This window comes from Treponema denticola, assembly GCF_024181405.1.
Lineage (GTDB): Bacteria > Spirochaetota > Spirochaetia > Treponematales > Treponemataceae > Treponema_B > Treponema_B denticola_D.
Genome location: NZ_CP051302.1, coordinates 2,146,538 through 2,166,823 on the forward strand (window position 1 = coordinate 2,146,538; position 20,286 = coordinate 2,166,823).

A 20,286-nucleotide genomic window follows, 5' to 3' on the forward strand; every position below is an offset into this window, starting at 1 on the left:
GCAGGAATTCCGCCTCACTGTTTATCTGACGAGTTTTGTGCTTTGCACAAAACATCGCATTATTGATTGCCGTTTCTCACAGGTGTTGCGAAACGGCGTAAAAAGTCAAATCGAAAATTGATATTTTCTCATTGACTTTTTATAGGAGACTTAAAATGGATTGTCCTAGTTGTAAAGTATCATACGATGAAGAGGTTTTTACAGATAACCTGATGGTTTGTCCTCATTGTAATTGCCATCTACGCATAGAACCGAGGCAAAGGATTACCTATCTGACCGACGAAAATTCGTTTCAAGAACTGTATCCGAACCTCAAAACATGTAACCCCATCGAAATGGCAGGTTATGAAGAAAAGATTTCGGCGGCCGAAGAAAAAGCGGCCTTAAACGAAGCCGTTATTACAGGCTCTTGTAAGATTAAAGGAAGAGATGCTCTCTTAGCCCTCATGTCCTTTCACTTTATGGGAGGTTCTATGGGCTCCGTTGTAGGCGAAAAAATTTCGCGGCTTATGCTAAAGGGAGCAGCCGAAAGGATACCTGTAATTATCTATGCGACTTCAGGCGGAGCGCGAATGCAGGAAGGGCTTTTTTCTTTAATGCAGATGGCCAAAACTTCAAGTGCGGCCGCCGAGTTGGATGAAAAAGGAGTTCCTCTTTTTATAATGCTTTGCGACCCGACCACGGGAGGTGTTACGGCAAGTTTTGCAATGCTCGGAGATATAACGGCAGCAGAACCCGGAGCCCTTATAGGCTTTGCAGGCCCCAGAGTTATCGAAGGCACTATCCGCCAGCAGCTGCCCGAAGGCTTTCAGCGGGCGGAATTTCAGTTGGAAAAGGGCTTTGTGGACTGTATAGTGCCGCGCCAAGAACAAAGGCAATTTTTTGCCCGCATGATTGACGCTCACAGCCTCGGCCTTAAAGAAGCCCCTAAAAAGAAAAAGACAGCAGGAGCGATAAACATTACGGCTTGAAATACAAGCCTCCATGTTTATCTTCGAGTTTGCCTAAGGGCAAACATCGTGTTATGGAGGAAATACATGAGCAATACGGATCAAACAAACTTGTTAAATAATTTAAAGGATATAGCCCAAAAGGCGGGGCTTGATATAAGTGAAGAGCTTGCAAAAATAAACGCAAAACTTGAAAGCTCAACAGCTCTTTCCAAAACGTGGGAAAGGGTAGAACTCGCCCGCCACAGCGACAGGCCCAGAACCTTGGACTACATCAATTTGATTTTCGATAATTTTACCGAGCTTCACGGCGACCGCTTCTTCGGCGATGACCCAGCAATGATAGGCGGGATAGGCTTTATCGACGGAAGGCCGGTTACGGTAATCGGCACCCAAAAGGGAAGAAACTTACGCGAAACCATCGACAGAAACGGAGGTATGGCAAACCCTGAAGGCTACCGCAAAGCCATGCGCCTTGCAAAACAGGCCGAAAAATTTAAACGGCCGATTATTACCTTTATCGACACTCAAGGGGCCTACCCCGGCCTTGGAGCCGAAGAAAGAGGAATCGGAGAAGCCATCGCCTTTAACTTGCGGGAATTCAGCCGCCTAAAGACTCCCATAATCTGCATAATCATAGGCGAAGGAGGCTCCGGCGGAGCCCTCGGCATAGGAGTCGGAGACAAAATTTACATGCTTGAAAATGCCATCTTCTCGGTTATATCCCCGGAAGGATGCGCTTCAATACTATTGAGGGATTCAAGCAGGGCAAAGGATGCAGCCGCCATGCTTAAAATTACCAGCCAAGAAGTTCTTGATCTAAAGGTAATCAACGGCATCATCCCAGAGCCCGAAAAAGGAGCTCACACCGATCCTAAAAAAACCGCCGATGCTATAAAGGAGCAAATCCTAAAGGATTTAGACGACCTTACAAAGCGCGATCCCGCCGTTTTGGTAAAATACCGAAGCAAAAAGATAAGAAGCATAGGAAAGTATTCGGAGTAAGCGGAGATTTCTATAAAAAACTAAGTGGTTAAACATAAAAAACGAAAAAAACCGCAAGGGACACCAAGACCGTAAAGCTGTTGAGAGGCGTACATCCAGTACACTTCTCAACGCGGTAAAGGATCTAGTAACGTCTCTCGTATCGGCACAATTATCAATTAAACCTTTGCGTCCTCTGCGGTTTCATTTCTTTTTACTTAGCCGCATTTTCAATCATTTCAATGTTTTCATCATTTGAAATAATCTCAAGAGACTTCATAATGTCGTTATAAAGAATGCGGTCTTCGGTAACCTTGGAGATATGCTTTCGAATAAGCTTCATCATCTCTCCTGTTCCCTTGCCGTATTTTTTGATGCCGCGTAAATCGCAGGCTTGAGCAGCCGTAAGCCACTCAATAGCAAGAACATGGCGTACGTTTTTAACGATTTCGGTTATTTTTCGGGCAGCGGTTGTTCCCATACTTACGTGGTCCTCTTTGTTTCCTGATGAGGTAATAGAGTCAACGCTGGCAGGATGAGCCAATACCTTGTTTTCTGAAACAAGTGAGGCCGCCGTATATTGAGGAATCATAAAACCCGAATTTACTCCGCCGTTTTCTATTAAGAAGGCAGGAAGGCCTCCGTTTAACTGCGGGTTTACAAGGCGTTCGATTCGGCGCTCGCTTATGTTTGCAAGCTCGCTGACGGCAATCCCCAAGAAGTCCATGGTAATAGCTATGGGCTGACCATGGAAGTTTCCGCCTGAAATAACATCATGATTGTCCGGGAATACGAGCGGATTATCGGTTACGGCATTGATTTCTACCTCTAAAACCTTGCGGACATAGGCGATAGCATCGGCACTTGCTCCGTGAACTTGCGGAACGCATCTGAGCGTATAGGGGTCTTGCACATCATTTTCTCTTGTATTGATAGATGAACTGCCCTTTAACATTTTGAGGATAAAGGCTGCCGTATCAATTTGACCCTTGTGCGGACGGGATTTATGGATTCTGGGGTCGAGGGCTGCGGTAATTCCCCTAAAGGCTTCAAATACCAAGGAAGCGCCCATGTTTGCAGCCTTGAGAAGCTGCTCTGCATCGTGCAGAGCTAAGGCTCCGATACCGGACATTACAGGAGTACCGTTAATTATACCGAGACCATCTTTTCCGGAAAGTACGACAGGTTTTAAACCGGCCTTTGCAAGAGCCGCCTTTCCTTCCATAAGTTTGCCCTCATAATAGGCCTTTCCCTCTCCTATCATTACGAGAGCAATGTGGGCTAGGTTTGCCAAGTCACCGCTTGCTCCTAAGGACCCTTTTTCGGGTACATAGGGCGTTACTCCCTTGTTTAACATATCTACAAGAATATCCGGGACAGACGGGGTTACTCCCGAAAAACCGCTCGCATGAGTGTTAAGCCTTAAAAGCATTATAGCCCTAACTATGTCTTCGGGGAAGGGATTGCCTACACCGCAGGCATGGCTTAATATTAAATTCCTCTGCAGAGCACCGTTTTGATCCTTGGTAATCGTTACGGTGGATAATTCTCCAAAGCCGGTCGAAATGCCGTAAGTAGGCTTACCGCTTTTTACGATGTCATCTACAATTTTCTTTGAATCCTTGATTCTTTTTTTTGCATCTGCGGACAGCTTTACTTCAGCTCCGTGGCGGGCAACAGCTACAACGTCTTCTATCGTCAAACTGCTGCCGGTTACTGTTACAGGTTTTACCTTCATTTTTTGCTCCTTATATTTTTATTTTGAATAAATATCATTTTAAAAGTTTAAATTCTGCAATTACGGGATGATGATCCGAAACCTCAAAATTTAAATCTCCGGTTTTTACTCCGACAATTTCAATATTGGGAGAGCATATAAACCCATCTATTATTGTGGTGTAATTTTCATCCTTAACATAGGGCTTTTCCAAAAGTCGGACTGTAGGCGTAGAGCTATCAAAGCCCCACTTCCATTCCTTGCCTATAAAATCTGCAGGTAAATATTCTATCCATTCAAGAAATTCATCAGGTGTAGTATAAGGCATAAAACGATTTTTTTCTACACCCGGAAAAAGAGAGTTCCAATCCCCTCCGGCAATTACCCAATGTCCTTCATTATACAATTTTAAGGCAAGGTTTTGTAAAAATTCCATTTCCTGTTTTCTTAATACACCGTCTGCATCGTAAGCCGAAAGATGCAGATTGATTATATAGAGATTCTTATCCGGAACATCGGTTTTAATTTCAGAAACCAGAAGACAGCGCTTTAAGTTGACGGTTTTTAAGGGCCATGAAAAAGTTCCGGGAAGCTGAAGCCTCTCCGCTTTTTGTATTCCATATTTACTTAAAGTAAAAACACCGCTTTTTACTCTTCCCAAGGGATTTAAAACGGGAGCCGGCACAATGACGGCATCATAGTTTGCTGCAAAAACGGAATCATAATCGGCAAAAAAATCGGATAGAGCTTTTTTTTGATTTACATAAAAGCTGCGCCTTGATTTTACATCGATTTCTTGTAAAAGGTTAAAACCGCAATCTTCTTTTTTAAGTAAAGCTTTTACTTTTTCGAGGTTATCTAATACAGCCTCATTGCTTCGGGCTGTTACGTTTTTTCCGCCGTCATAGAAAAAATCGTTTTGAGCATCAAGACCGCAATAGCCTATGTTCCAGCTTAAAACCTTTAAAACCTCATCAGTCTTTAAAATCATTTTTTTTGCATTTACATTTATATCGGTTTTTTCGACAGCCTTAGGACGGTATTCTGCTATGGTAACAAAAAGAAAAAAAGCGGCTGTTAAAAGAAGTAAAATCGCTAAGACCGTCAAAGGAAGAAAAAGAAACAATCTTCGTGCTCTCATTTTGAGTTCCACCTTATATTAGAATTATTCTCCGCATAAAAGATTATACCGCAAAAAACCAAATTGTTCAATTACGGAAGTTACACATTCAAAAACCTTTTTCCAAAGCAAAGCGGAACTTAAAAAATAAAAATTTTTTAAGAATAAAAACCTTGAACTATTGAGAAATATTGTGTATAATATGGGGATGACTATTTATACGGATTTACTACACCTGTTGCGTATGTTTTCTTTACGTAGAAACAGCGCTCAAGTAACCTTACAACCTTTTCAAGATTATCTCCACCGCTATTCACGGCATTTTTTACAGCAAAAACAGGATTTGGCTGTCCTTCTTGAAATCTCTCTCGAGACTCTTTTAAGTGAACTAAAAAAAATACAAGATGAAGGGGATATTGAAATAACAACGGATAAGTCCAATACAACCATTATATTTGTTCCATATTTTCATGTCGACAATATATCCAGACAATATGCACATCTCGAGCAGCACCCCGACATTCCTTTTCCTCTTTTATCCGATCTGCCTAGGAATTTCCCGGGAAAACTTTTAAAAGCAATAAGCGTTTCAGATGATCTGGCTGAGTTAAACCCCGAATCAAGGGAAAATTCTTTTTTATATGCCTTAAACTACAATGGAGACATCCCTGCCCTCGTTTTCCCCGGCTCTTACACAACAGAAAAACTCTTAAATTTAGCCTTAGGTAAGATTAAACTTTTTTTATCAAAAGATGAAAGCAGGGATTATATGCAAAAGAGGCTCATGGTGGCCAATCCCGGTAAGGAATTTACGGTTAAAACATTTATCACAAAAATTATGGCACATAGTGTTAACAGCTTTCAAAATGTTAAAGAATCCGGCGATAACTATATATTATGGGGACAGTTATGCGCCTTCATAAAACAGGAATTTGCCAAAAAGAATGAAAAGCTGCCTGATGAAATAGCTTTATTACAGGCGGCCGGAATCTTGGAATATTTAAATAACTATTACAGAAATAAAGCTCAAAAAGACGTCCAAACGGACACGGCTTTAAAAAACCTCCTTCTAGCTTTTCAAAAAGCGCCTTATTATTTTACAATGAAGCAGATAACACAATTTACCGATTCCAGAGGGGTTCCACTGCTTGGGCAATACTCTGAGGAAACCTTACAGAATTTTATGAAGGAAAAAGCCAGCACCTCAGAAAAATATATAATTCCGGATATTCTTACCTTTACAAATTCTTCAAATGATAGATTCTATTTGCTTACCGAAAAGGTTGTTCCTCTTTTGATATCCCTCATCAATGAAGCAAGAAAGCCGGTCAGGGAGCTATGTATAAAAAAATGGCATGAGATGTTAATGAATTTTGAGCAAGATGACTCAATGAAAAATGACACAGCCTTCAATGAATTATTAAAAAAAATAACTGCTCATTCGGTACCGAATCTATACGGACTTTTAAATGCTCCGTTTATTTTATCAATCATCGCTGATCCCCGCTTAAATGAAATTCAAGCTATGGAAATAAACAGAATTTTTCCGGCAGGTAAGCCTGCAGCATATAGCGAAATTTTAATGCTCAACAGGCATGAAATTTTAAGCGATACAAAAATACTTCTTCCATTCTGGTATACGATTCCTATAATTTCTACAATAATTGCATTTTTTAAAAGAAAGAAAAAGACGCCTCAGCCTGTACAGCCCGAAAAAAAAGAGGCTTCTTATAAAAAGCCGAAGCTAAAATTAAAGGATGCTGCAGAAAAAATAAGCGCCGAATTTATTCCTCAAGGAATGACAATTGATCAGGCTCTAGAAAAAAACTTGGATGAGTGGAATCAAACTTTGGGGCATCCTGCAAGAGAGAATCTGACAGAGGACGTAAATGCATTAATCAGAGATTATTTAAGGGGCATAAATAGAACGCTTTCCTTTTCCAGCTTTACTGCCGACAGGGTCAGAAGCCTGGCTAAAACTCTGCTGGAGTCTTCCAGCCTTTTAAAAATAAAGGAGAGAAAGGCTTTACAGAACTATGCAGAACTTTACATCGTAAAATTGGTATCGCAGTATTCTTAATTTATGTTGAGTCTTATAACTACAACCAACACGATTTTTTTAAGCATCCTCCTTCAAGCCTTTCCTTTTATGCTTTTGGGGATAGTTATATCTTCAATACTGCATGTTTTTATTTCGGGTAATTTTATCGTTAAAGTTTTTCCGAGCAGACACGGCCTTGGATTTTTAACGGCCGTATTCGGCGGACTTGTTTTTCCGGTATGTGAATGTGCTTCGGTTCCCGTTCTTTCCGGGCTTGTAAAAAAAGGAGTTATCATGCCTATTGCGGTAACCTTTATGCTTGCAGCTCCTATTTTAAATCCTATTTCAATAATGGCTACCCTATATGCATTCCCTGAATCTCCGATGATTGCGGTATATAGGATAATCTTAGGTATAGTAACGGCCGCCTCAATAGGGATATTGCTTTTGTTCTATCCTAAAAACGAATATTTGAAGGAAGACATAGAGAACGATAATCATTGTTCTTGCGGCTGCAACTGCGAGGACTCCTGCAGCGCATCTCATGGTTCCGGACAAAGATCCTTTATTGAAAATATAAAGGAAATGTTCTTGCACAGCGGAACGGAATTTTTTAATGTCGGTCCTTATTTTATATTGGGAGCCTTATTTACTTCCATAATAAGAGCCGGAGTACCGAGTAATTTTTTTATGCAATTTAATGAATCCCATTCTTTGAGCGGAATCTTAATTATGATGTTTTTTGCCTTTATTTTTTCTGCATGTTCAACATCGGATGCCTTTATTGCCCGAAGCTTTTATGGAACTTTTTCACTCTTTTCAATTATGGGCTTCCTCGTATACGGCCCCATGATGGATATAAAAAATATCTTCATGCTTTTATCTATTTTTAAAAAACGGTTTGTAATAGAATTGACCGTAATCATAACTATTATGAATATCATTTTTATAAGTGCAATGAGTTTTCTAATCAAGATATGAAAAAAATATTTTTAAGTGTTTTTATTGAAAAAATTATACGCTCCTTATTGTTATTGATAGGGTCTTTTATTTTTATCTATGCAGTAGTTTCACAAAAAGCGCTGCTATATGTTCATATCCGGCACATCGGTATAATTATTTTTTCGGCTATGGTATTTTTTATAATAGGGATTCTTACAATGAGGGATGCCTTTTATTTTCCATATCACACACATTCAAAAAGAAAAAGCCCCTTGTACTTAATAATTTTTTTACTGCCAATTTTGTTTGCGCTCCTTATTCCCTACAAAGCTTTAACTTCGGACTCTCTTGCATTTAACGGAGATATTTTTTTATTTCAAAAGCAAAAAGAAGAAGCCGGTTATAATTTCAATTTTAGACCGAGCAGACTTTTGGAATTGGAAGACGGCTTTGTGGTTATGGATGATGAAACCTTCGGACGCTGGTTGCCTGAACTTTATCTGAATTTGGACTCATGGGTAAATAAGAAGATAAAAATCGAAGGCAGTGTTTGGAAAAATCCTGAAGTTTTAACTGAAAACGAATTCGCTATAGGAAGAATGTTGATGGTTTGCTGTGCAGCCGATATGCAGCCGGCAGGTCTTATAGCTCAATGGTTTAAGGCCAATGAGCTAAAAGAGGACGATTGGGTACGCGTTACAGGAACAATTTCAAAAATAGAATATGAAGGCAGTTTCGAACCTCTAATCATAGTCGATAATATAGAATTTATTCCGCGTCCTGCCTTAGAATATGTCTATCCTTTTTAAAGAATTTTCCGATAATTGTTTTATTTAAACCCCTTTAGACCAGTCCGTTTCTTTATCCATTTTTATTAAAACGGATTTTGTAATTTCTGCAATAGATTCTTTTGCATTAGCCTTTCTATTTTTAAAAATACATTTATGGGCAAGAACATAGGGAGCAATTATTTCAATATCCGTATCTTCAACCCAGTTTCGCCCATTAGAAAGAGCCATAGTTTTTGCGAGATGTAAAAATTGCAAAGAAGCCCTAGGAGAAGCCCCCAATTCAATATCGGAATGTTCCCTTGTTTTATTGCAAATATCTATTATAGCTTTTTGTAAGGCTTTATGGCAGTAAACTCTTTCTTGCTCTTCACGGGATGTAATTATATTGCCCGTAGTGATGATGGGATAAAGTTTTGAAAGTGCCGACACACCTGGGTTACCGTCAAGGATTTCAAGAGCAGACTCATCATCCGGATAACCTATAGAAATAGAGACCATAAACCTGTCAAGCTGAGCCGGAGGCAATGGATAGGTTCCTAATGTTTCTACAGGGTTTTGAGTGGCAGCCGTAAAAAAAGTCTCGGGCAATTTGTAAGTTTGTTTTCCGACAGTAACCTGTTTTTCTTCCATAACCTCAAGAAGTGCGGCCTGAACTTTGGGGGGAGTTCTATTTAATTCGTCAGCCAAAAAAATGTCGCAAAAAACGGGCCCCTTTATAAATTCAAAACTTTGAGTTTGTGCATTAAAAACATCAACGCCGGTAATATCATAGGGAAGCAAGTCCGGGGTACATTGAATCCTTTTAAACTCGGCAGGATCGCCGTAGTCTTTTTTTATTAATTTAGCTAGGGCTTTTACCATTGTTGTTTTTCCGACTCCGGGAACATCATCTATAAGAACATTGCCTCCGGTCAAAAACGCCGCAACAAAAAGGCGAATAACCTCATCCTTTCCTTTTATTACTAAACCGATATTTCTTATAAGCTCATCTATTATATTTTTCGTATTCATATCAAACAGTATAACCGAAAATATAATTTTGTCTATATCAAAAGCCTTATAACTTGAAAGTAAAAATATCCTTTACAAAAATATTAACGGAATTTTTAAATCCGTTTTTATCTAACTTTTCAATCGGAAAATTCTTGCTGTAAAGAGTATATCCGTTTTTATCGGTTAATTTAAAAGTAAGACTTTTATTGGAATATGTCAGCTGAAGAAAAAATTTAGAATTATCGTCTTCTATAAAACGGGATGATAGTATTAATTTTTTCATTTTCTTTGCACTGATTTTTATATTTTCAATTTTGTCTATTTCTACGGTTATTTTTACAGGTAACTTTATATCATATTCCAAAAAGGCGGCAGGATTCAAATCAAAAAGAGATTCCAAGTAAAGATAATAGAGCTGTGAAGAATGTTTTTTTGCAATTTTGCTTCCTTGGGCATACAAGTCCGCAAGACTATGTTTTTCCCATTCCAGATCCATTTTTGAAATACCTTCATTGAGTAGTTTTAAATCGGCCTCCAGGATTGCCCGGTCGGCAAGATAGGCACCAGCACTTTGCGGAATAAACATAGTTTCTATAGATTCGGCTTTTTTAAGATATTTTAAAGCCTTTTTCCCTTTTCCTTTAAAGGCATTATAATAGTAAGTGTTTGTATAAAGATTATTTGTATTGCCGCTTAAGTCTCCTGTACTGTTTTTCTTATATTCCTTTGCAACTTTTAAAGAGTATAATCTAAAAACAGCATCATAATATGTATATTTTAATTTATAATTTATTTTATTGCTGAAATTTTTTATCCAACCTAAAAAGCCTGATTTTAGTTCGGTTTTTTCAAAATTATATTTTCGTATGTATAATGATTTTTTAATTTTATACAGATTGGTTTTAAATTCGTTTACACTCAAACCGTAATTTGAAATCCATGCTTCACTGGTGTTTTGAAGTTGGTTTAAAATATATTGTTCGGCCTTTTCAATATGACCCGTTGTTAAATATAGACTTATAATGCTTAAGGCTGAAAGAGGAGTATCATCATCAGCGGATGCTGAAAGATATGCAGATAGGGCTTGTGAAAAATTATTTCTTCTTTCTTCAAGTTCACCCAGTATCATATAACCCGAACTACGTTCTTTCATATTTAAAGCAGCTCTCGCATCTTCTATTGCATTATCAAATCGATAAAATTGACTTTCTAAAATAGACCTATTATAATAATAAACGGAACCCGAATAATTTCTATTAACTTGTTCAGCTCCCTTTATTGCCTTTGTATAAAACTCTTTCGATTTCTCATAATCGAACATTTCATTGTATAATGTGCCCAAAGAATTATAAACCGATAAGTCCTCGCCATAACGCTCTATATTATCCAATAAAAAGCGTATTCCTTCCTCAGGCCTATGACATTTAAAACATAGCCAGCCGTAATTGGAAGCCGCAAAGCGATCATAAGGAATAAGACGTAAATAATTTTTAATATACATCAAGGCTTCTTCATATTTATTTAACGAGGATGCACAACTAGAAATATAAAATAAGATACTGCTGTTTTCAGGATTAATTTCCAAACCCTTCTTTAATATTTTATATGCAGGTTTATATAATTCTTTATTATGATAAATTTCTCCCAACTTAAAAAATAAACTGTCATTTTGAGGATACTTCTTTATTCCATCCTGTAAAAGGGATAAGGCCAACTCCCAATTTTCAGCTTCCACTGCCTTTTCCGCCTCAACAACAATACTTTCCGCATTTTCTGCAAATACAAAGCACGATATAAGGCAAAAAGCCAGCAAGACAATAATCTTTTTTGTTTTGTTTTTTAAAAGATTTTTGGCAGCCTTTGCATCATCTATTGTACATTCCTGTGCAAATTTCGCTTTTTGAATAAGCGCATTCATTTCTTTTATGTCCTCATCATTCCGTTTTCTTTTTTTAAATAACTTACCGGCTGTAAGCACAATTCTTCTGTTATTCTTAGAAAATTTTAATACAAGATGAGGCCGAGCCTTGTAAATTACAAGTATTATAATCAAAAAAATAATTATAATAAATCTGAAAAAAGATATGTTCTCTTTAAAAAATTGTTTTATATAAGTACCTATATTTGAAACATCATCTTCCCTTTCGGTAATTTCCGTAATTTTTATTTCACTGCGTTTTTCAAGAATCTCACTTAAAAGAGAATTAAATTCCTCTCCTCCTGCATTCATACCAAAGTTAATATTTTCTCCTTCCGCAAGCTGAGAAGTCGTAGGATCGAAACTAACCCAGCCTATGTACGGAAAAAAAACTTCAACCCATGCGTGAGCCATGTTTGCCCGAACCGGATAATAATTCATAACTTCAGATTCGGGCTGAACAAAAAATCCTACCGCCACTCGGGACGGAATTCCTATACTTCTAAGCATAAGAGCATAAGAAAAAGCAAAATAAGTACAGTATCCTTTTTTTGTTTCAGTCAAAAAATATTTTAATTGATCACCGTCAGGAGCTTTTCCGGGTTTTAGAGAATATCGAAAATCCCCATCCGTAAAATAAAATTGAAGTGCTAAAATTTTATCCAAATAATCGGGAATATCGCCGGTTATATCTTCAGCTGTTTGATGTACAAGTTTAAAACTTTCATCATCAATTTTAGTATAAAAATCCAAATCTACTTTCGACATTCCCTCATCTTCATCTCCTGATGGAAATGCCTCACCGTAAAGATCCGATGCAAAATCAAATATTGCATCGCTGAAAACCTTATATCCTCCGTTAAATTTTGAACTATCCCAAATCTCATAAGGAATTACCTGTGTCGGATAATCCATAGCTATAAAGGAAGAGGGCGATAAATTTACAAAAAAATATTCTTGTGCAACTTTTTCACGCATAGAAAAGGCTCTATGCAAAATATCTTTTCGACCCTTAGGTAGAGAAATAATTTGAGCTTTTTCGGATGGAGCTTTTTTTTCATAAAACCCTTTTGCAGAATCCCAGCCTGAAAGATACATCCTCCTCAACATATTGTGAGAAAAATCATTATCAAAATGAGCAACCAAAATAAGGTCATCGCTCATTTTAATTTCACTTTGCAATCTTAAATAATCGGAAAAATCAAATCTAAAGAGAGTAGGCTGCAATAAACCTCCATGATTAACCGATGAGGATTCATTGTAGTTTTTTAATACAAAAGTCATTATAAAAGTAAAAAACAATAAAAAAAACAAAAAAAATGTAAAAATCTTTTTTTCAAAATTAAAAGATAAAAAAAGGCAAAGCATTTCTATTGCAGAAAAGCTAAGCGAAAATAAAACCGCATATATCGGGTGTTCAAAAATGGACATCGAAAAATTTCCTTGAGTCCAAAAAAGAAGAGCAAAAATACTAAAAAAAATTACAGGCTCATAACGGCGGTATTTTTCATTTTTATAAAAATAAATAGTAGAAGCAGAAATAAAAATAGTTTGTAATATCAAAAAAGGAAGAATAACACCCAGCCTTAAATATAGGATATCGAAAGGTTCGGCTGAAATAATTTTAAATAAAAATAAAAGTAAAAACAAAAAAATAATCAAACTTAAACATATCAAAATAATAGATGCCGATAGTTTTATCTGCTTTTTTTGGAGCCTATAACACAAAAAGATTACAATAATAGCCCAGACAGGAAGAACAAAATGAGGCAAAATTTCAAACAAATATAATGATGGAATAATACTTAGCATCACCCATGAGAGTATACGTAAAAGAAAATTAAGCTTATATCGAGTAAGCATAAAATCCTCCGGTCTTCAATTCGTGTTTTAGAATCTCAATTTTTTCGTTCATTTCTTTTGACAAGCGGTTATATTTTTTTTGAGACGAAGTATAAAACAAAAAAGAATGTAAAATATTTTTAGGTTCAATAATTATACTTTTCGGTCCGGTATAAAAAACACATTCTTTTTTATGATCTGAAAAGATTCCAAAAAGTTTATCTAAAATTTTCTTGCTTGATTGTACGGGCATAAAAAAATAGAGCAAGCAAGTTTTTTTGTTTTCCCCATCAATAAAAAAAGTCCTCTTTAATTTAGGTTCAGCTTCACTCGATTTTTTTTGAACCCTAATTTGCGGAATGGAAAAAAATCTTTTTATCGATTCTTCCGCATCTCTATCATCCGAGTAAACGCTCCCCATTTCATAAGAGTTTTTTTCGTTATCATAAAAACGGATATTAAAACTTATTCCTTTTTGATGTAAATAAAAAGCTATCGACGTACCCAAATTAATAAACTCATCGAATTTCTTTTTATAAAATTCAATATCGTTATTTACAATCGGACTTTCAACATATATTGTAAAAAAACTTCTTGGAGGAGGAACAAAATCTCCCTGTTTTATACTAAGTTCCTGAGTGTGAGCATACAGCTTCCAATTAATTTTTCTTATATCATCACCCGGAAAATAGGGACGGGAATCATAAAGCTCATCAGTACGTCTCAAGTTTATAGTATGAGCAGATGTCGCATTTAAAATTTCGGGAATCGCAAAGCTTTTTATTTCTGTCAACATCGGATAAATAAAAAGTTGAGGTATGGATTTTTCTTTTTTTAACAATCGAAATGAAAAAAATCCTGCAAGATCGGAAATTTCGATATACTCTTTTTCCAAAAAAAATCTGCCTCGTTCTTCTTTTGGCAGAGAAAAATGGGCCGCAGACCTTTTAAGTTTAATACTAAATTTTAAACTTCTGCTTTTTTTATTTTTTAAATCCGATAAAAACTCAAAACCGTAAAATACAATAACCCCCGGTAAAATAATCGGAAAAAGTTTTTTTCCTTTTCGGACTCTTGAGAGTAGAATGGAAATATCTTCATTTTTTAATTCTACCAATAAATCCATTTTTTTCCATAACAAGACGGAAACACTAACAAGTATTAAGGAAAGCACAACATAAAGGCATAAGCAAACACCGCAAACAATTGCAAACAATTCGCCTCGAATAGCGGCTCCCGTCAACAAGAGAATTGAAAATATAATATAAATAGTTCCGGAAACCGTAAACTTAAAAACCTTCATCAACGGCATAATATCATTTTTTAAAAAATAAAGCAAGGAATAAAAAAAGCCAGGCAGCATCCTACTTTCCCACTTGATCAGCAGTATCATCGGCGTAAGAGAGCTTGACTTCCGTGTTCGGGATGGGAACGGGTATTACCTCTCCACTATGGCCACCTGGCAATAATAAACAAATTAAGGACTTAAAACTTTAATGGTTTTAAGTGTACTAAAAAAGAGAACGAAGAAAAAAAGTTAATTTTTTTTATTTACCAGAAAAAAGAAACAATAATATGGTCAAGCCTCACGACTTATTAGTATTGGTCGGCTGAACACATTACTGTGCTTAGACCTCCAACCTATCAACCTTGTAGTGTGCAAGGAGTCTTTAGGAGGGTTAAACCCTCAGGGATACGTAGTCTTGAGGCGGGCTTCCCACTTAGATGCCTTCAGCGGTTATCCCTTCCGAACTTAGCTACCCGGCAATTACCCTTGGCAGGATAACCGGTACACCAGAGGTTCGTCCATTTCGGTCCTCTCGTACTAAAAACAGCTCCTCTCACGTATCCAACGCCCATAGCAGATAGGGACCGAACTGTCTCGCGACGTTCTGAACCCAGCTCACGTACCGCTTTAATTGGCGAACAGCCAAACCCTTGGGACCTGCTTCAGCCCCAGGATGCGATGAGCCGACATCGAGGTGCCAAACATTCCCGTCGATGTGAACTCTTGGGGAATATCAGCCTGTTATCCCCGGAGTACCTTTTATCCGTTAAGTGACGGCGCTTCCACTCGCTACCGCCAGATCATTAAGACCTACTTTCGTATCTGCTTGAGCTGTCACTCTCGCAGTTAAGCCTCCTTGTGCCTTTACACTCGCTGCGCCGATTTCCAACCGGCGTGAGGAGACCTTCGCGCACCTCCGTTACTCTTTAGGAGGCGACCGCCCCAGTCAAACCGCCTGCCTATCACTGTCCCGCTTCCGGTTTCACGGACAGCGGTTAGAAACCTGATTTATCAAGGGTGGTATTTCACTTTTCGGCTCCACCCAACCTAACGGTCAAGCTTCATAGCCTCCCACCTATTCTACACATGATAAACCAAGTCCCAATAATAAGTTGCGGTGAAGGTTCACGGGGTCTTTCCGTCTAACTATGGGTAACCGGCTTCTTTACCGGTATATAAATTTCACCGAGTCTCGCGTTGAGACAGTGCCCAGAATCGTTACACCATTCGTGCGGGTCGGAACTTACCCGACAAGGAATTTCGCTACCTTAGGACCGTTATAGTTACGGCCGCCGTTTACCGGGGCTTCAATTCAAAGCTTCACATTGCTGTTAACCTCTCCTCTTAACCTTCCGGCACCGGGCAGGTGTCACCACCTATACGTCCCATTGCTGGTTCGCAGATGGCTGTGTTTTTGATAAACAGTCGCCTGGGCCTGCTTTCTGCCACCCCCTCATCTTTAAAAAAAAGGAGGTCACACTTTTTCCGAAGTTACGTGTGCATTTTGCCGAATTCCTTAACGCGAGTTCTCTCGAGCGCCTTAGATTTCTCATCCCATCTACCTGTGTCGGTTTACGGTACGGTCTTTTATAACCTAACCTTAGACAGTATTTCCCGGCACCTTGATTACGCCCGCTTCGTTCCACCGTAGTTTCACTCGCTGTCGCAGCTTACCTTGGACGACGGATTTACCTATCATCCTTTATAACGGCTCGCTTACTTTGACCGGCATCCGTTAGCCGGCCGGGTTTCACCTCATGCGTCCTGCCATCGAAATTATAAAAGGTATCGGAATATGAACCGATTTCCCATCGACTACGACCTTCGTCCTCGCCTTAGGGGCCGACTTACCCTGGGGAGATTACCTTTACCCAGGAAACCTTAGATTTTCGGCGGGGAGGGATCTCACCTCCCTTTTCGTTACTTATACCTGCATTCTCTCTTCCATCTCCTCCAGAATCCCTCGCGGGTATTCCTTCATCAGTTAATGGAATGCTCCCCTACCGCCTTATGCTCAAAAATGCATAAGACCCGTAGCTTCGGTATACTGCTTAGCCCCGTTACATTATCTGCGCATGGACACTCGACCAGTGAGCTGTTACGCACTCTTTAAAGGAATTGCTGCTTCTAAGCCAACCTCCTGGCTGTCTTTGTATCCACACTTCATTTCACACTCAAGCAGTATTTGGGGACCTTAGCTGACGGTCTGGGCTGTTTCCCTTTTGACTACGAACCTTAGCGCACGCAGTCTCACTCCCATACGTTGATTATCGGCATTCAGAGTTTAACTGGGTTTGGTAGGCTTTGACGCCCCCTAGTCCAACTAGTGCTTTACCTCCGATAATTTTGTATGAGGCTGTCCCTAAAGGCATTTCGGGGAGAACCAGCTATTTCCGGGTTTGATTAGCCTTTCACTCCTAGTCACAAGTCATCCATACCTTTTTTAACAGATTATAGTTCGGTCCTCCACAAGGTTTTACCCTTGCTTCAACCTGCTCATGACTAGATCACTCCGGCTTCGGGTCTACGACATGCAACTATTCGCCCTATTCAGACTCGGTTTCCCTTAGGCTCCGGAACTTCTATTCCTTAACCTCGCTGCATATCGTAACTCGCAGGCTCATTCTACAAAAGGCACGCTACCACCCTTAAAAGGGCTGTAACATCTTGTTGGTTTACGGTTTCAGGTTCTATTTCACTCCCCTTACTGGGGTTCTTTTCACCTTTCCCTCACGGTACTTGTTCACTATCGGTAGCTAAGTAGTATTTAGCCTTGGATCGTGGTCGACCCGGCTTCCGACAGGGTTTCTCGTGCCCCGCCGTACTCAGGTACTGCATCAACAAGTCCGATTTATTTCGCTTACGGGGGTTTCACCCTCTGCGCCAGGCTTTCCCAAAACCTTTCTGCTATAAATCGAATTTGTAACTTGTCGGTCCTACGCCGATGCAGCCCTTCAACTCCCTTTAAAGGGTTTAGGCTCCTCCAATTTCGCTCGCCGCTACTTTCGGAATCTCACTTGATTTCTTTTCCTTGAGTTACTTAGATGGTTCAGTTCACTCAGTATCGCTTTACCTCTCTATTTTATTCAAGAGCGTAATGTCAGTATCACTACTAACGGGTTACCCCATTCGGCTATTTCCGTATCACAGGATGTGTGCTCCTACACGGAACTTTTCGCAGCTTACCACGGCCTTCTTCGCCTCTTAGCTCCATAGGCATTCGCCATAAACCTATTCTTCGCTTGACCATATTATTGTCCCTTCTTTCTTTACACTTTTCGCTTAAAAAAGAAGTTTTGTATTTTTTTAGTTTTCTTTTACACTGTTATGTTTCAAACATTCCAGCGTCTTCATTCCCTTCCCTAGTTATGTCAAATATCTGTTCGCCTTTTCTTAGCGATTGGGCGAATAAAAACCTTGTCGTTAAACAAGGTATTTATGGAGATAAGGGGATTCGAACCCCTGACCTACGGCTTGCAAAGCCGCCGCTCTAGCCAGCTGAGCTATATCCCCTCAGTTGTTTTATAAAAAAAGAGTTCCAGGAAAGAACGAAAAGGAAGTATCGATTTGTCTTGTGTACTTCAAGACTATTATACATTGTATATTTGTAGAAGGTTAAAACGACCTTCTAAACTACCCTTTCTCTTAGAAAGGAGGTGATCCAGCCGCACCTTCCGGTACGGCTACCTTGTTACGACTTCACCCTCCTTACCAAACGTACCTTCGGCACCGTCCTCCCTTACGGGTTAGACTAGCGACTTCGGGTACCCTCGACTCGGATGGTGTGACGGGCGGTGTGTACAAGGCCCAGGAACGTATTCACCGCACCGTGCTGATGTGCGATTACTAGCGATTCCAACTTCATGAAGTCGAGTTTCAGACTTCAATCCGGACTACGATTGCTTTTTTGCGTTTTGCTTGACCTCGCGGTGTCGCTTCGATTTGTAGCAACCATTGTAGCACGTGTGTAGCCCTGGACGTAAGGGCCATGATGACTTGACGTCATCCCCACCTTCCTCCGATTTGTCATCGGCAGTTCCGCCAGAGTCCTCAGCTTTACCTGTTAGTAACTGGCAGTAGGGGTTGCGCTCGTTGCGGGACTTAACCCAACACCTCACGGCACGAGCTGACGACAGCCATGCAGCACCTGTCAAGAGCCGTATTGCTACGCTGCCATATCTCTATGTCATTGCTCTTGATGTCAAACCCAGGTAAGGTTTCTCGCGTATCATCGAATTAAACCACATGCTCCACCGCTTGTGTGGGCCCCCGTCAATTCCTTTGAGTTTCACCCTTGCGGGCATACTTCCCAGGCGGTACACTTAATGCGTTTGCGTCGGCACCGAAGCTCTTGCCCCGACACCTAGTGTACATCGTTTACTGTGCGGACTACCAGGGTATCTAATCCTGTTTGCTCCCCGCACCTTCGTATATCAGCGTCAATCATCGGCCAGAAACCCGCCTTCGCCACCGGTGTTCTTCCAAATATCTACAGATTCCACCCCTACACTTGGAATTCCGGTTTCCCCTCCGTGATTCAAGTCAAGCAGTACCCAATGCAGTTTACGAGTTGAGCTCGTAGATTTCACACCAGGCTTACCTAACCGCCTACATACCCTTTACGCCCAATAATTCCGAACAACGCTCGCCCCTTACGTGTTACCGCGGCTGCTGGCACGTAATTAGCCGGGGCTTATTCGCATGACTACCGTCATCAAAGAAGCATTCCCTCTTCTTCTTATTCTTCATCTGCAAAAGAATTTTACAACCTTTCGGCCTTCTTCATTCACACGGCGTCGCTCCGTCAGACTTTCGTCCATTGCGGAAGATTCTTAGCTGCTGCCTCCCGTAGGAGTTTGGGCCGTATCTCAGTCCCAATGTGTCCGTTCACCCTCTCAGGCCGGATACCCATCGTTGCCTTGGTGGGCCTTTACCTCACCAACCAGCTAATGGGACGCGGGCCCATCCTGAAGCGGAGCCGTAGCTCCTTTCCTCATTTACCTTTATGTAAATGAGCACATTCGGTATTATCTAATATTTCTACTAGCTATCCCCATCTTCAGGGCAGGTCACCCACGCGTTACTCACCAGTCCGCCACTCTAGGGGAGAGCAAGCTCTCCCTTACCGTTCGACTTGCATGCTTAAGACGCGCCGCCAGCGTTCGTTCTGAGCCAGGATCAAACTCTCCATCATTATTATTTCAAGCCGCCCTTAAAGAGCGGTTGATTTCTAATTTTAGTTTGTCCCTTACTTATTATTGTTAAGGAATTTGGTAAAAGCTAATCAGCTTAACCCTTACCGGTTTTTGATACTTTCCTTACCAAAAGCTTTACGCTTTGGCTATTTTTGTTCTTTCCCTTCCCTCTTAATTTCAAATATCATCCGCTAAAAACTCGTAAAAGTTATGTAGCGAGCAAAAAGGAGTATACAGTATTTTCTCGCTTTTTGTCAAGAGCTTTTTAAAAGTTTTTTTATTTTTTTTAACCTTTTTTGCAGCTTTTAAACTGCCAAACTTAAGAAGCCTTGCCTTCATTGAAAATGCAAGACTTTCAAAACTTTTCTAGTGTTTTCTTCGCTTTTCTAGGCACACCGTCTTAACAGACGGTGTGAGCGAATATACCCCTTTCTCAAACTTTTGTCAAGTACTTTTTGTAAGGTTTTTGCAAGTTTTCTGCCGGTAAACTCTCCATTTTCCCGAC

The 20,286-nt window shown here is 39.7% G+C and carries 10 protein-coding genes, 1 tRNA gene and 3 rRNA genes; 5 read left to right on the forward strand and 9 right to left on the reverse strand.

Annotation, left to right across the window (positions count from 1 at the left end; genetic code table 11):
* The first annotated feature begins 155 nt into the window (after positions 1 to 155).
* Positions 156 to 971, forward strand: a complete 816-nt coding sequence (gene accD, locus HGJ18_RS10040; protein WP_253696234.1) for an acetyl-CoA carboxylase, carboxyltransferase subunit beta — start codon at positions 156 to 158, stop codon at positions 969 to 971.
* A 66-nt stretch (positions 972 to 1,037) separates the two neighbouring features.
* Positions 1,038 to 1,955, forward strand: coding sequence for an acetyl-CoA carboxylase carboxyltransferase subunit alpha (locus HGJ18_RS10045; RefSeq protein WP_253696235.1), 918 nt, complete (start codon positions 1,038 to 1,040; stop codon positions 1,953 to 1,955).
* Between the two features lie 193 nt (positions 1,956 to 2,148).
* Here the strand turns inward: HGJ18_RS10045 and hutH are convergent, their stop codons facing one another.
* The gene (hutH, locus tag HGJ18_RS10050) at positions 2,149 to 3,672 is read right to left on the reverse strand and encodes a histidine ammonia-lyase (RefSeq protein ID WP_253696236.1); all 1,524 of its coding nucleotides are present in this window, start codon (positions 3,670 to 3,672) and stop codon (positions 2,149 to 2,151) included.
* A 34-nt stretch (positions 3,673 to 3,706) separates the two neighbouring features.
* Positions 3,707 to 4,792, reverse strand: coding sequence for an endonuclease/exonuclease/phosphatase family protein (locus HGJ18_RS10055; protein WP_253696237.1), 1,086 nt, complete (start codon positions 4,790 to 4,792; stop codon positions 3,707 to 3,709).
* 181 nt (positions 4,793 to 4,973) lie between these two features.
* On the opposite strand from HGJ18_RS10055, the gene HGJ18_RS10060 reads away from it, so the two are divergent.
* From HGJ18_RS10060 to HGJ18_RS10070, 3 genes are read left to right on the forward strand one after another with little or no spacing between them, the layout of a single operon-like run.
* Complete coding sequence (locus HGJ18_RS10060) at positions 4,974 to 6,851, forward strand: hypothetical protein (RefSeq protein WP_366793606.1); 1,878 nt, start codon at positions 4,974 to 4,976, stop codon at positions 6,849 to 6,851.
* A gap of 3 nt (positions 6,852 to 6,854) precedes the next feature.
* The gene (locus HGJ18_RS10065) at positions 6,855 to 7,793 is read left to right on the forward strand and encodes a permease (protein ID WP_253696239.1); all 939 of its coding nucleotides are present in this window, start codon (positions 6,855 to 6,857) and stop codon (positions 7,791 to 7,793) included.
* Entirely contained in the window at positions 7,790 to 8,563 is a 774-nt protein-coding gene (locus HGJ18_RS10070; protein WP_253696240.1) for a TIGR03943 family putative permease subunit, read from the forward strand. Before HGJ18_RS10065 ends, HGJ18_RS10070 begins: the two co-directional genes overlap by 4 nt.
* A gap of 24 nt (positions 8,564 to 8,587) precedes the next feature.
* Here the strand turns inward: HGJ18_RS10070 and HGJ18_RS10075 are convergent, their stop codons facing one another.
* From HGJ18_RS10075 to HGJ18_RS10105, 7 genes are all read right to left on the reverse strand, one after another.
* Positions 8,588 to 9,556 carry an AAA family ATPase gene (locus HGJ18_RS10075; protein ID WP_010691895.1) on the reverse strand — a complete coding sequence of 323 codons (969 nt, stop codon included), beginning with the start codon at positions 9,554 to 9,556 and terminating at the stop codon, positions 8,588 to 8,590.
* 46 nt (positions 9,557 to 9,602) lie between these two features.
* Positions 9,603 to 13,319 (reverse strand): transglutaminase domain-containing protein, encoded by a 3,717-nt coding sequence (locus tag HGJ18_RS10080; RefSeq protein WP_253696241.1) that lies wholly within the window; start codon positions 13,317 to 13,319, stop codon positions 9,603 to 9,605.
* The gene (locus tag HGJ18_RS10085; protein ID WP_366793608.1) at positions 13,303 to 14,601 is read right to left on the reverse strand and encodes a DUF58 domain-containing protein; all 1,299 of its coding nucleotides are present in this window, start codon (positions 14,599 to 14,601) and stop codon (positions 13,303 to 13,305) included. The genes HGJ18_RS10080 and HGJ18_RS10085 overlap by 17 nt, the downstream gene beginning before the upstream one ends.
* 48 nt (positions 14,602 to 14,649) lie before the next feature.
* Positions 14,650 to 14,761: ribosomal RNA gene (gene rrf, locus HGJ18_RS10090) — 5S ribosomal RNA — on the reverse strand.
* Between the two features lie 112 nt (positions 14,762 to 14,873).
* Positions 14,874 to 17,834: ribosomal RNA gene (locus HGJ18_RS10095) — 23S ribosomal RNA — on the reverse strand.
* A 191-nt stretch (positions 17,835 to 18,025) separates the two neighbouring features.
* Positions 18,026 to 18,099: transfer RNA gene (locus HGJ18_RS10100), tRNA-Ala, on the reverse strand.
* 136 nt (positions 18,100 to 18,235) lie between these two features.
* Positions 18,236 to 19,780 (reverse strand): 16S ribosomal RNA (locus HGJ18_RS10105).
* The 16S, 23S and 5S rRNA genes sit together here with 1 tRNA gene alongside, the layout of an rRNA operon.
* Positions 19,781 to 20,286: the final 506 nt, after the last annotated feature.

What these genes read in the sequence shown, in the direction of transcription:
- HGJ18_RS10080 (WP_253696241.1), bottom strand. Translation starts at nt 13,319, where the DNA reads ATGCTTACTCGATATAAGCTTAATTTTCTTTTACGTATACTCTCATGG.
- hutH (WP_253696236.1), bottom strand. Translation starts at nt 3,672, where the DNA reads ATGAAGGTAAAACCTGTAACAGTAACCGGCAGCAGTTTGACGATAGAA.
- HGJ18_RS10075 (WP_010691895.1), bottom strand. Translation starts at nt 9,556, where the DNA reads ATGAATACGAAAAATATAATAGATGAGCTTATAAGAAATATCGGTTTA.
- HGJ18_RS10055 (WP_253696237.1), bottom strand. Translation starts at nt 4,792, where the DNA reads ATGAGAGCACGAAGATTGTTTCTTTTTCTTCCTTTGACGGTCTTAGCG.
- HGJ18_RS10045 (WP_253696235.1), top strand. Translation starts at nt 1,038, where the DNA reads ATGAGCAATACGGATCAAACAAACTTGTTAAATAATTTAAAGGATATA.
- HGJ18_RS10070 (WP_253696240.1), top strand. Translation starts at nt 7,790, where the DNA reads ATGAAAAAAATATTTTTAAGTGTTTTTATTGAAAAAATTATACGCTCC.
- HGJ18_RS10085 (WP_366793608.1), bottom strand. Translation starts at nt 14,601, where the DNA reads ATGAAGGTTTTTAAGTTTACGGTTTCCGGAACTATTTATATTATATTT.
- HGJ18_RS10060 (WP_366793606.1), top strand. Translation starts at nt 4,974, where the DNA reads ATGGGGATGACTATTTATACGGATTTACTACACCTGTTGCGTATGTTT.
- accD (WP_253696234.1), top strand. Translation starts at nt 156, where the DNA reads ATGGATTGTCCTAGTTGTAAAGTATCATACGATGAAGAGGTTTTTACA.
- HGJ18_RS10065 (WP_253696239.1), top strand. Translation starts at nt 6,855, where the DNA reads ATGTTGAGTCTTATAACTACAACCAACACGATTTTTTTAAGCATCCTC.